This window comes from Aneurinibacillus sp. Ricciae_BoGa-3 (assembly GCF_028421645.1).
In the GTDB taxonomy this organism is placed as follows: Bacteria; Bacillota; Bacilli; order Aneurinibacillales; family Aneurinibacillaceae; genus Aneurinibacillus_B.
This window is the reverse complement of the sequence record NZ_CP116887.1, coordinates 355,001-366,972: the sequence shown is the minus strand read 5'-3', so window position 1 is coordinate 366,972 and position 11,972 is coordinate 355,001. Positions and strand designations below refer to the sequence as shown.

The 11,972-nt window shown below is 48.0% G+C and carries 9 protein-coding genes, 13 tRNA genes and 1 rRNA gene (1 of these 23 cut by a window edge); 2 read left to right on the top strand and 21 right to left on the bottom strand.

Annotation, left to right across the window (positions count from 1 at the left end; all coding sequences use genetic code 11):
* Positions 1-96 precede the first annotated feature (96 nt).
* The 7 genes from glmM to rocF form a co-directional block, all read right to left on the bottom strand.
* Positions 97-1,446, bottom strand: a complete 1,350-nt coding sequence (gene glmM / locus PP175_RS01960) for a phosphoglucosamine mutase (protein ID WP_272441205.1) — start codon at positions 1,444-1,446, stop codon at positions 97-99.
* A gap of 24 nt (positions 1,447-1,470) precedes the next feature.
* A complete protein-coding gene (locus PP175_RS01955; RefSeq protein ID WP_272441204.1) occupies positions 1,471-1,695 on the bottom strand; it encodes a CdaR family protein in 225 nt (74 codons plus the stop codon).
* Positions 1,671-2,768 (bottom strand): CdaR family protein, encoded by a 1,098-nt coding sequence (locus PP175_RS01950; RefSeq protein WP_272441203.1) that lies wholly within the window; start codon positions 2,766-2,768, stop codon positions 1,671-1,673. Before PP175_RS01950 ends, PP175_RS01955 begins: the two co-directional genes overlap by 25 nt.
* Complete coding sequence (cdaA, locus tag PP175_RS01945; RefSeq protein ID WP_272441202.1) at positions 2,761-3,585, bottom strand: diadenylate cyclase CdaA; 825 nt, start codon at positions 3,583-3,585, stop codon at positions 2,761-2,763. The genes PP175_RS01950 and cdaA overlap by 8 nt, the downstream gene beginning before the upstream one ends.
* A 130-nt stretch (positions 3,586-3,715) precedes the next feature.
* Positions 3,716-4,336, bottom strand: a complete 621-nt coding sequence (locus PP175_RS01940; protein WP_272441201.1) for a zf-HC2 domain-containing protein — start codon at positions 4,334-4,336, stop codon at positions 3,716-3,718.
* A gap of 18 nt (positions 4,337-4,354) precedes the next feature.
* Entirely contained in the window at positions 4,355-4,918 is a 564-nt protein-coding gene (gene sigW / locus PP175_RS01935) for an RNA polymerase sigma factor SigW (RefSeq protein WP_272441200.1), read from the bottom strand.
* Positions 4,919-5,037: 119 nt separating this feature from the next.
* Positions 5,038-5,949, bottom strand: coding sequence for an arginase (rocF, locus tag PP175_RS01930; RefSeq protein WP_272441199.1), 912 nt, complete (start codon positions 5,947-5,949; stop codon positions 5,038-5,040).
* 210 nt (positions 5,950-6,159) lie between these two features.
* Here rocF and PP175_RS01925 point away from each other — a divergent pair, with 210 nt between their 5' ends.
* Both PP175_RS01925 and PP175_RS01920 read left to right on the top strand, forming a co-directional pair.
* Positions 6,160-7,131: an ABC transporter ATP-binding protein gene (locus PP175_RS01925; protein ID WP_272441198.1), complete on the top strand. Its 972-nt coding sequence runs from the start codon at positions 6,160-6,162 to the stop codon at positions 7,129-7,131.
* Positions 7,131-8,651, top strand: a complete 1,521-nt coding sequence (locus PP175_RS01920) for an ABC transporter permease/substrate-binding protein (protein ID WP_272441197.1) — start codon at positions 7,131-7,133, stop codon at positions 8,649-8,651. Before PP175_RS01925 ends, PP175_RS01920 begins: the two co-directional genes overlap by 1 nt.
* Positions 8,652-8,863: 212 nt before the next feature.
* On the opposite strand, the gene PP175_RS01915 is transcribed toward PP175_RS01920, so the two are convergent.
* The 14 genes from PP175_RS01915 to PP175_RS01850 form a co-directional block, all read right to left on the bottom strand.
* Positions 8,864-8,937 (bottom strand) — tRNA-Gly (locus PP175_RS01915).
* Positions 8,938-8,963: 26 nt separating this feature from the next.
* Positions 8,964-9,040 (bottom strand) — tRNA-Pro (locus tag PP175_RS01910).
* 13 nt (positions 9,041-9,053) lie between these two features.
* Positions 9,054-9,130 (bottom strand) — tRNA-Arg (locus tag PP175_RS01905).
* 82 nt (positions 9,131-9,212) lie between these two features.
* A tRNA-Gly gene (locus PP175_RS01900) sits at positions 9,213-9,288 on the bottom strand.
* Between the two features lie 113 nt (positions 9,289-9,401).
* Positions 9,402-9,484 (bottom strand) — tRNA-Leu (locus tag PP175_RS01895).
* A gap of 237 nt (positions 9,485-9,721) precedes the next feature.
* A tRNA-Lys gene (locus PP175_RS01890) sits at positions 9,722-9,797 on the bottom strand.
* Between the two features lie 12 nt (positions 9,798-9,809).
* Positions 9,810-9,884, bottom strand: a tRNA-Gln gene (locus tag PP175_RS01885).
* A 144-nt stretch (positions 9,885-10,028) separates the two neighbouring features.
* Positions 10,029-10,105 (bottom strand) — tRNA-Asp (locus PP175_RS01880).
* 158 nt (positions 10,106-10,263) lie between these two features.
* Positions 10,264-10,339: transfer RNA gene (locus tag PP175_RS01875), tRNA-Met, on the bottom strand.
* 8 nt (positions 10,340-10,347) lie between these two features.
* Positions 10,348-10,423, bottom strand: a tRNA-Val gene (locus PP175_RS01870).
* 3 nt (positions 10,424-10,426) lie between these two features.
* Positions 10,427-10,503, bottom strand: a tRNA-Glu gene (locus tag PP175_RS01865).
* Between the two features lie 66 nt (positions 10,504-10,569).
* Positions 10,570-10,645, bottom strand: a tRNA-Thr gene (locus PP175_RS01860).
* Positions 10,646-10,648: 3 nt separating this feature from the next.
* Positions 10,649-10,723 (bottom strand) — tRNA-Asn (locus tag PP175_RS01855).
* A 71-nt stretch (positions 10,724-10,794) separates the two neighbouring features.
* Positions 10,795-11,972: ribosomal RNA gene (locus PP175_RS01850) — 23S ribosomal RNA — on the bottom strand (it continues 1,761 nt past the right edge of the window).

The following is an 11,972-nucleotide window of genomic DNA, read 5'->3' as shown; positions in this document are numbered from 1 at the left end:
AAACCAAAACTCCCTTGTCGGTATTATTCCAAGGGAGTTTGTTTTCAAATATGAGTGATGCTCTATAGGCACTTTTTTTAGTGCTTGTGTAAAAATTTACACAAGCTCTCTGCGAACCACGTCCGCAATCTGCTCCACATATACCTTTAATTGCTCCTCATCAGGGCCTTCTGCCATTACCCGCACAATGGGTTCTGTGCCTGAGGGGCGCACTAGTACACGCCCATCCCGGCCAAGCTTTTCTTCAATTTCTTGAATAGCTGCTAGCACCCCTGTGTTACCCTCTAGTTTCGATTTATCCGCTACCCGTACGTTAACAAGAATTTGCGGAAACTGGCGCATTGTTGCAGAAGCTAATTCCGACAGCGGCCTGCCATCCGCCGCAAGCACATCCAGCAGCTGCAGACCTGTCAGCAGCCCATCACCTGTCGTGTTGTAGTCGAGGAAAATAATGTGACCGGACTGCTCACCGCCAATATTATAACCGCCACGGGTCATTTCTTCCATTACATACCGGTCACCAACAGCCGTCTGCCTGGTTTCGATGCCGGCATCCTCCATTGCACGGTAGAAACCGATATTGCTCATCACAGTGGAAACAACGGTATCCTTTTTCAGTCTGCCGGCTTTCTTCCACGCTTTGGCACAAATGGCCATAACGAAATCACCATCTACAATGTTGCCTTTCTCGTCTACGGCAATCATCCGATCCGCATCGCCGTCAAAGGCAAGACCCACATTCGCACCATGCTGCACAACGGCCTTTTGCAGGTTTTCCGGGTGGGTGGAACCGCATTCCCGGTTAATGTTTAGCCCATCCGGATTGCAGGCAAGTGTGATAACATCCGCTTCCATATCCGCAAACAACGGCGCCGCAAGCGAAGAGGCAGCACCGTTTGCACAGTCTACTACAATTTTAAGCTTATCGAACCGGTTGCTGACAGTTGTTTTTAGGAACTGCATATATTTCTGAGCGCCTTCCTTGTAGTTCAGCGCCGATCCGATGCTCCCGCCAACCGGGCGTGGAAGTTCATCTGCTTGTGCGTCAATTAACCTCTCTATTTCAAGTTCTTTTTCGTCGAGCAGTTTAAAACCGTCTCCGCCAAAGAATTTAATTCCGTTATCTTCCACCGGATTGTGAGAGGCTGAGATCATTACGCCAGCATCCGCATCCAGTACGCGGGTTAAATAAGCAACCCCGGGTGTGGATATAACGCCAAGACGGATAACTTCAGCACCTATCGACTGAAGCCCGGAGATTAGTGATCGCTCAAGCATCTGGCCTGAAATCCGTGTATCTCGGCCTACAACTACCTTTGGACGTTCATTTATGCTGTTTTTTGTGACAACATAGCCGCCACAGCGGCCAAGTTTAAAGGCTAATTCAGGAGTTAGCTCCGTATTGGCAACCCCTCTTACTCCATCTGTTCCAAAATACTTACCCATAAAGTTAAACTCTCCTCTCAGAAATTAGCGCGAAGCCACCTGGTCTTTAATCCGAATCACCGCTTTAAGATTTGATGCGTTTACGACTCTTACTTCAGGCGGCACACTTACCTTAACATTTTCCGTATATTCACCAGGCCCCAGCTGGCTTGCATCTACTATTGCCTGCATATCTGCGCTTTGCAGCTGGGCGAGTTGCTGGTCTGTTCCTTCTACCTCGATCGTCACCTTGCCGGAATCTGGCTGCACAATTTGTACATCCACATTACTGGCAGCCCCGATGATCTGGACGGGCACGTCAAAACTGCTTTTTTTAAGGTCGGAGATGGAGGCGCGTTAGCAGCCGGTGAACCTTCATTTTTCACACCCGTTGGTGGAGGTGCTACTTCAACCGTCACTTCCACTACCTTCGGGTCAATCTTTGTGACGCTCCTATCCGGAGGCAGGCTTACCTGGAGGGTTTGGCTGCCAGTCAACCCGCTCACATCGATTGGCGCCGTTGAATAGGAATCCATCTGGTTAAGTGTATCCGGAGACCCGTATACCTTTATTTGGGCAGGAATAACATTAATCGATTGTATGGCATAACCGGCCGGAGGGTTTCCCTTGGTAGCAACTTTCACGGGAACTGATTTATAGGACGTAGTGAGCGGAATTTTTACATCCACCCTCTCCGGATAGACCTTTGCCTCAATTGGCTGTCCATGCTTATCCAATACACGCAAAGTCGCATGTGTCGCAATATCGGTTGATGCATCTTCTACGCTCACCACAGCTTGTACAAATCCTACATCGCTAACTCGGCTTTCCGCTACCTGCACCGTTACTTGCTGCGGATAGATGGAAGGCTGTCCAACGATGAGGCCGTTTTGGGCTTTGCCAACTACAGATACCCTGACGTTCTTGGTCACATTGGCAATCGCTTCAACTGTGACGGGAACAGTGGCCGGGGTAATTGCCACCTGGAGCCCGGCGGGGAATCCTTCCGGTTGAACGGGAACAGTATACGAACCCGTACCGTAATTGTGCAGGTCGATATACACATCGGACTTACCTGACATAATGGAAAAAAGTGCCAATTGTTCAGGGCTTCCCTTTATCTCAACCTGTACTTTTGCGGGGGCCTTCACTACATATTTCTTCTCATCATAGCGTACAGACAGCTCCATATCGGTTGTTTGCGTTACCAGGTGGGAAGAACTGCCACTGACTCCCGGCAGCGACGTCTGAGGCCGATCGTTGTTCACGACCATCCACAGCATAATGGCAATGATGACAGACAGTATTTTCACTACGGTGTTGTTGTTCAGCCATCTATCCATTGTTTTTCACTCTCCGCTGCCAGAGTGCGGAACCCGGCTTTCCCTTAGATACCAATTTTTCTTGAAGGAAGGAGCTTAAATTCTCCTTGCTCAAATTCCGGATAATTTCCCCATTCATCGCAATGGAAACCTGGCCTGTTTCTTCCGAGACGACAAGCGTGATGGCGTCTGACACTTCAGACAAACCAATCGCTGCACGATGGCGAGTGCCCAACTCTTTAGAAATCGTTGGATTTTCGGAAAGAGGAAGATAGCATCCAGCAGCCATTACGCGATCCTTCCGCATAATGACCGCACCATCATGCAGGGGCGTATTAGGGATAAATATGTTAATCAGCAGTTCAGAACTGGTTTTTGCCTCTATTGAAATACCTGTTTCAATATAATCGCTAAGTCCCGTCTCCTGCTCAATAACGATGAGAGCGCCAATTCTTCGTTTAGCCATGTAAAATACAGCTTTGGCTGTGCTTTCAACAAAATTGATGACAATCTCCTCGTCCGGCTTTAAACTGCGTGAGAACAGGCTGCCACGTCCAAGCTGTTCCAGCCCACGCCTCAGCTCAGGCTGAAAAATAATTAATATGGCTACAACCCCGTATGTAAGAGCTTGGTTCATTAACCAGTGCAGCGTTTGAAGCTGTAGATATGAACTAGCCACCATCAGGACCACAATAACCATAATGCCTTTAAGCAGTTGGAGGGCTCTTGTACCGCGCAACAGCATAATAACTTTATAAATGAGATAGGAAACAATTAAAATATCAGCCGCATCCGTAATATAGCCAATAAAATTACCGGTAAAATCCTCCACCTTCATGATACCCTCCTTAATGCTTGGGGAGGTGAATTGGTTTCCCAATCCCAGCAGTCAATTCTATATTAGTATAACTTTTTTTGCAGATACACGCAAAAAAGGACACGGACAGCCCCGTGTCTCTTTACACGTTTTATTTCCCGCTAAAAAGGTAGCCTGCTTCGGTTTTAACTGTATACCATACCCATTCAAGCGCTTTGTTAATTTCCTGAACTTCTCCGGAGATGTGGGCGGTTGATGCCTGAAGCACTTGTCCGTCAATCGCTATAACATTCCCGTTGACGTCTCCATCCACCCTGATTTTTCCGTTTCGAACCACGATATCCCCGTTCACTACCTGTCCGGCAGGAACAATCACCGTATGATGGTTCTCATCGACAGTCAGATGCTGCATGCGTGGGGCTGAAAATTCAAACTGACCCTGGCCATGCGTCCACGCTGACATCATGCTGCCCGCCATTAGAACGACAAATAAAGTAGCAGCTACGAGGAATGGATGGTTTTTCAGTTGTCTTTGCCAGCTGAGCTTCGTCCTTTGCCTAGGCAACCTGGCAATCACCTTTTCCGTAAAACCTTCCGGCGCTTTCGCCTGGGATAGCCCGCGCACAAAAGCAGCGGTCTTCTTAAGCTCATGTATATGCTGGCTGCATGCTTCACAGTGCGCAAGATGGCGGCCCAGCCGTTCCTCTTCGTTCTTAGCCATGCCGCCATCCAAATATAGGTGAATCAGGCAAACTGCTTCTTTACAGGTCATCGTCTTCCCTCCTTTCGCTTACTGGAACCGAAGTTTTTTCCGCAAAGCTTCCCGTCCTCGGTGAATTCGGGTTTTGATAGTGGATATAGGCAGGGAAATGGCTTCGCTAATTTCCTGTAAGCTCAGATCCTCTATATAACGCAGAATCATAATCGCCCGATAATTTGGGCTCAACTTCATAATTGCAGACTGCACTTCTTCCTGCAGTTCATCCGTAATAACTGTTTCCTCGGGTCCTTGGTTGGCGTCAGGCAGCCTATCGTGCCAGTCCAATCCGTCTGAACCGGTTACTTCGGCATCAAGGGAAAAGGTCTGTTTTCTTTTCCGGATTTGGTCAATGCAAAGGTTCGAAGCAATCCGGTATATCCAGGTGGAAAATTTATAGTTCGGGTCATAGCTTTGGATGTTTGCGTACACTTTGAGAAACGTCTCCTGCGCAACATCCTCAGCCTCCTGTTTATTCCCGAGCATACGATAGGCGATACGATAAACCCTGTCTTTATATAAGTCAACAAGCTCGGCAAACGCCTCCCGGTCACCCTTCTTGGTACGCAGAATAATTCGCTGCTCGGCTAGGTCCAATGATTCCACATCCCTAAAATCAGTTTCCTTTATGGTAATACGGCTAATTCGCTTATTGAGTTTCATAAAACTTAAAAAAGAGAAAAGGATGCCCTCTTCTCTTTTCTATACGGATTTAATTATATTAGTTTTTCACCAAATAAGGAAACCATTAATTCAACGGCGATCTCAGCTGTCTTATTCATATTATCCAGAATTGGATTTACTTCCACAAATTCAGCACTAGTCAGAACATTTGCCTCAGAAAGCATTTCCATAGCCAACTGGCTTTCCCTGTAGGTGATTCCCCCAATTACAGGCGTTCCAACCCCTGGCGCGTCATTCGGATCCAGGCCATCCAGATCAAGGCTAAGGTGAACGCCGTCAGTGTCCGTCGTAACGATCTCGAGTGCCTCTTCCATCACCCTCGTCATCCCCAGCCTGTCAATCTCATGCATCGTATAGACTTTTATTCCCCTCTCCTTAATGAAGCGCTTCTCTCCTTCATCAAGTGAGCGAGCCCCGATAATCACGATATTTTCAGCTTTCACTTTGCAATCAATTCCGCCAATAGATATTAACTTCTCATGCCCATGGCCCATACTAACCGCCAAGGGCATACCATGGATATTGCCAGAGGGGGAAGTGTCCGCGGTATTCAAGTCACCATGCGCATCATACCAGATAACCCCTGTGCTCTTCTTATGCTGGAGTACGCCAGCAAGGGTTCCCAGTGCTATGCTGTGGTCCCCTCCGATAATCAGAGGGAAATGGCCCAAACTCATTTCTTCGGCCACTTTATCCGCCAATTCCGTTCCTAGCCTTGATATTTCTTCGAGATACTTTAGATTCGTACCTGCCGTGCTGTAATTTCGCGGGCGTCGAACTACAAGATCACCCCGGTCATGAATGGTGTAACCGATTTTGCGAAGCCGTTCAACCACACCCGCATACCGGATGGCGCTGGGCCCCATGTCTACTCCCCGCCGGTCCGCTCCGAGATCCATTGGTACCCCTATAAGGGATATATTCGCATTTATAGTAGGATTCATCTCTATATAGGCCTTCCTTTCTGTGTCATCTAATGCTATTTTACCGTCTCACTTCCGGCTGACTCAACTCGACAGTTTTGTGAATCATTATACATTTGCTAACATTCTTTATAATAGGTATAAGAGGCGTGTTTTTCGAACGTTTCAACTATCAATGTTTGGGGTAATATAATAAGCTAGCATTATCACTGGTCGATAAGGAGCACTGTTATGATAACTTTTTCCTCCGTTTCAAAGAAATACGACGATGGCACGCTTGCCGTTAAATCACTGGATCTAACCATTAATGAAGGAGAGTTCTTTGTTCTCATTGGTCCAAGTGGTTGTGGGAAGACAACAACGTTGAAAATGATAAACCGGCTGATTGAGCCGACACAAGGAATGATTACCATTAAAAACAAAGATATATATTCCTATGACTTGCAACAGCTTCGTTGGAATATAGGATATGTACTTCAACAGATTGCCTTATTTCCACATATGACGATAGCTGAAAATATCGCCGTTGTGCCGGAGATGAAAAGGTGGGATAAAAATCAAATCCGTAACCGAGTCGACCAACTGCTGGATATGGTAGGACTTGAACCGGAGACCTACCGCAATCGGAAACCAGAAGAACTTTCAGGCGGCCAGCAGCAAAGGGTAGGCGTCATCCGAGCCCTGGCAGGTAATCCAGATATTATTTTGATGGATGAGCCGTTCAGTGCCCTCGATCCAATCAGCCGTGAACAACTGCAGCAGGATATTCGAAATCTCCAGAAAGATATTAAAAAAACCATCGTCTTTGTGACCCACGATATGAACGAGGCACTAAAGCTGGGGGATCGGATATGTTTCATGAAGGATGGACAGGTTGTTCAGTTAGATACACCTCAGAATCTGGCAATGAATCCCGCAAATGACTTTGTAAAGGAGTTTATAGGTTCACAACAATCACTCTGGCTTACACCCGTTGAGCAAATTGGCGAGACCGCAAGTTTGATTGGTTTCCATGGGTTGGGCCAGAATGAAGCGATTATTCCAGCCTCCCTCCCGTTGCAGGAAGCGGTGCCGCTTTTTGAGAAGTATAAGGTGGACCTCCTTTATGTAGAGAAGAACGGACAAGTCATGGGCACCCTTTCTTACAAAAATATCGTAGAAGCACTGGCAGATAAACCGGAAGGTGGAACGGAGCGTATTTGATGAGTGATTTACTCCTTGTATTTCAAAAAAATAAAAGTATTCTTTTACAAACAATCTGGGATCATCTACAGCTTTCATTAATTTCTTTGCTGCTGGCTGTTCTTATAGCTGTTCCCCTGGGGTTATATCTCGGACGAAGGCATAAAATTGCAGAAATCGTGATTGGATTTACTGCGGTATTGCAAACCATCCCCAGCCTGGCCCTTCTGGGTTTCTTGATACCTCTAATTGGAATTGGGAAAATTCCTGCCGCAATTGCCCTTACAATTTATGCTCTTTTGCCTATTCTCCGCAATACATACACAGGTATTAGAGAAATAAATCCCGCTTTAATTGAAGCGGCACAAAGCATGGGAATGAATAGGCTTCAACTGCTGCGAAAAATACAGCTTCCGTTGGCGATGTCCATGATTATGGCCGGTATCCGAACTGCGATGGTGCTTATTATCGGAACCGCTACCCTGGCATCCCTAATTGGTGCAGGGGGGCTTGGCGATCTTATCCTTACAGGCATCCAGCGGGCAGACAATGCCTATATCCTGCTAGGTGCAATTCCTGCTGCTCTGCTTGCCATACTTTTTGATGCGGCTCTCCGGTTTACCGAGAAACGCTCCCGCACCACATCCGTAAGACCTCTGGCTTTGACGCTTCTATTGTTTTTTGCGGTCTCTGTCGCTCCGCTGCTTGCTCCGGCTACACAGCCTTCTATTGTAATCGGAGGAAAACTTGGCGCGGAGCCGCGGATCTTAATTGAAATGTACAAACAGCTGATTGAGCAGAATACAAACCTGACAGTCCAATTGAAACCCAATATGGGGGGAACGGACTTCCTTTTTTCAGCATTAAAAAGAGGAGACATCGATATTTATCCGGAATTCAGCGGAACTGTCATCACAGCTCTTCTTAAAGAAAAACCGGTAAGCACGCGGGCAGATCGGGTGTACGAGCAGGCGAGAACAGGGTTAGCGAATACTTATCACCTGACTTATTTAAAACCCATGAAATATAACAACACCTATGCGCTCGCTGTGACAAAGAAAGTGGCAGATATGTACCACCTTCGTACCATATCAGATGTAAAGAATGCTGCAAGCTCATTAAAAGCTGGTTTCACTTATGAATTCAAGGATCGCCAAGACGGTTATCAGGGGCTAAAAAAGGTATACCAGTTTGAACTTCCATCGATCAAAACGATGGACGCTGGACTGCGGGCGAAAGCTATTCAAAGCGGAGATGTAAACATTATTGATGCGTATTCCACCGATGGTTATATGATCGCTTATCACCTTGTAACCCTTGAGGATAACAAGCATCTTTTCCCGCCTTATCAGGGGGCTCCTCTGCTTAATCAGAAAACGATACAGAAATATCCGCAACTGGAGCCCATTCTCAACCAGCTCCAAGGGAAAATAACCGACGATCAAATGAGAGAAATGAATTATCGGGTTGACTTTAAAAATGAGGACCCTGCGGCAGTCGCAAGGGACTTTCTTCAAAAGAATGGATTACTTAAAAAGTAATAAAAATATACAAAGCATCGTAGACCAAGCCGCATAGGTTTCCCATGCGGCTTTTCTTTGCTCCTCCGACACCATACGTGCTGTTTTTCACGAAAAAAGACTTTGCTACTCACTTACAGTTTCTTTTATAACAACAAAAAGCCGGGAGATTGTCCAGGCTAACGTTTATATCCTAAAAAAAATAAAAACCCCTGTTAAAAGGAGCTACTAGATGGAGCGGGTGATGGGAATCGAACCCACGTATTCAGCTTGGAAGGCTGATGTTCTACCATTGAACTACACCCGCAGTTTATTTAGTTTCTAATTGAAATATGGTCGGGAAGACAGGATTTGAACCTGCGACCCCCTGGTCCCAAACCAGGTGCTCTACCAAGCTGAGCCACTTCCCGATTAATACATACATGGCGTGCCCGGAGAGACTCGAACTCCCAACCTTCTGATTCGTAGTCAGACACTCTATCCGATTGAGCTACGGGCACCTATTCATGGAGCACCCTGCGGGTACCACTGATTTCATTCTTCGCCAAGAAGTTTACTCGACGTAGTGAGAATGAATAGTAATGGAGCGGACAACGAGACTCGAACTCGCGACCCCGACCTTGGCAAGGTCGTGCTCTACCAACTGAGCTATGTCCGCATAACTATGAAGCTGCTCAATGCAGTTAAATTAATTAATGGTGCACCCTACCGGGTACTACTGATTCGAATTCAACTAAGAAGATAACTCGACGTAGATGAATTCGATATTAATGGTGCGGGTGGAGGGACTTGAACCCCCACGCCGAAGCGCTAGATCCTAAGTCTAGTGCGTCTGCCAATTCCGCCACACCCGCACATGTTGTTGCCCATTTCTTTTGGGTCCCATAAAAGTATTCGGACCTACATAAAAGCTTATGCTACACTTTTATGGGTAAAGTGGTGAGCCATACTGGACTCCGATGCACAGGATGTGCAAGGTTCTGCGTTGCAACACGACGTTGCGGTTTTAGCAGAACTTCCTCTCGGGTGAGAGTCCCGTTCGCATTATTACGAAGTCTACAGATGATCTTACTCATCACTTTTAATGAAAGTGGTGAGCCATACTGGACTCGAACCAGTGACACCCTGATTAAAAGTCAGGTGCTCTACCAACTGAGCTAATGGCTCTTCGTTAAAAAATGGCTGGGGTACCTGGATTCGAACCAGGGCATGACGGAGTCAAAGTCCGTTGCCTTACCGCTTGGCTATACCCCAATAAAGTGGCCTACTTCTTGAGTTGATGGCGGAGCCGACGGGACTCCGATGCACAGGATGTGCAAGGTTCTGCGTTGCAACACGACGTTGCGGTTTTAGCAGAACTTCCTCTCGGGTGAGAGGCACGTCTACTTCTTGAATTAATGGCGGAGCCGACGGGACTCGAACCCGCGACCTCCGGAGTGACAGTCCAGCGTGAACTCCAACTTCACCACGGCTCCATATATTAGTTTCGCCCTGATGTGCACCACTGATTTCATTCTTTGCAATGAAGAATATTCGACGCAGGAAGAATGAATATTTTGGTTGCACCCTGGCGGGTACCACCGATTTCATTCTTTGCAATGAAGAATATTCGACGCAGGAAGAATGAATATTTTGGTTGCGGGGGCAGGACTTGAACCTGCGACCTTCGGGTTATGAGCCCGACGAGCTGCCAACTGCTCCACCCCGCGATAATCTATGGTGGAGGATGACGGGATCGAACCGCCGACCCTCTGCTTGTAAGGCAGATGCTCTCCCAGCTGAGCTAATCCTCCAAATGGTGACCCGTAGGGGATTCGAACCCCTGAATGCATGCGTGAAAGGCATGTGAGTTAAGCCGCTTCTCCAACGGGCCAACAGAACGCTGGCATTCTTTATTAGATAAATGACATGCCTGCTTGCAGCAAAACTTCATTTTTAATGGTGCTCCCGACAGGAATCGAACCTGCGACCTCATCCTTACCATGGATGCGCTCTACCGACTGAGCTACAGGAGCATCTGGCTCCGCAGGCCGGACTCGAACCAGCGACCGATCGGTTAACAGCCGATTGCTCTACCACTGAGCTACTGCGGAATAAATTGAAGATAAATTACACCTTCAAAACTGAACTGGAAGGAACAATGCGTTAGGAATTCCTTAAAAATTGGGTTAAGCCCTCGACCGATTAGTATTCGTCAGCTCCATGCGTTGCCGCACTTCTACCCCGAACCTATCTACCTCATCATCTATAAGGGGTCTTACCAGCTTATGCTGTGGGAAATCTCATCTTGAGGGGGGCTTCACGCTTAGATGCTTTCAGCGCTTATCCCGGCCGCACATAGCTACCCAGCGATGCTCCTGGCGGAACAACTGGTGCACCAGCGGTGCGTCCATCCCGGTCCTCTCGTACTAAGGACAGCTCCTCTCAAATTTCCTGCGCCCACGACAGATAGGGACCGAACTGTCTCACGACGTTCTGAACCCAGCTCGCGTACCGCTTTAATGGGCGAACAGCCCAACCCTTGGGACCTACTTCAGCCCCAGGATGCGATGAGCCGACATCGAGGTGCCAAACCTCCCCGTCGATGTGGACTCTTGGGGGAGATAAGCCTGTTATCCCCAGGGTAGCTTTTATCCGTTGAGCGATGGCCCTTCCATGCGGAACCACCGGATCACTAAGCCCGACTTTCGTCCCTGCTCGACTTGTAGGTCTCGCAGTCAAGCTCCCTTGTGCCTTTACACTCTGCGAATGATTTCCAACCATTCTGAGGGAACCTTTGGGCGCCTCCGTTACACTTTAGGAGGCGACCGCCCCAGTCAAACTGCCCACCTGACACGGTCCTCCATCCCGATAAGGGATGCGAGTGAGAAGGCCGGCATAATCAGGGTGGTATCCCAAGGATGCCTCCACCGAACCTGGCGGTCCGGGTTCAAAGGCTCCCACCTATCCTGTACAAATCATACCAGCATTCAATATCAAGCTGCAGTAAAGCTCCATGGGGTCTTTCCGTCTTGTCGCGGGTAACCTGCATCTTCACAGGTAGTATGATTTCACCGAGTCTCTTGCCGAGACAGTGCCCAAGTCGTTACGCCTTTCGTGCGGGTCGGAACTTACCCGACAAGGAATTTCGCTACCTTAGGACCGTTATAGTTACGGCCGCCGTTTACTGGGGCTTCGGTTCACAGCTTCGCGCTTGCGCGCTAACCGCTCCCCTTAACCTTCCAGCACCGGGCAGGCGTCAGCCCCTATACTTCGCCTTGCGGCTTCGCAGAGACCTGTGTTTTTGCTAAACAGTCGCTTGGGCCTTTTCACTGCGGCCCCCTCACGCTTATCACGCTAGCG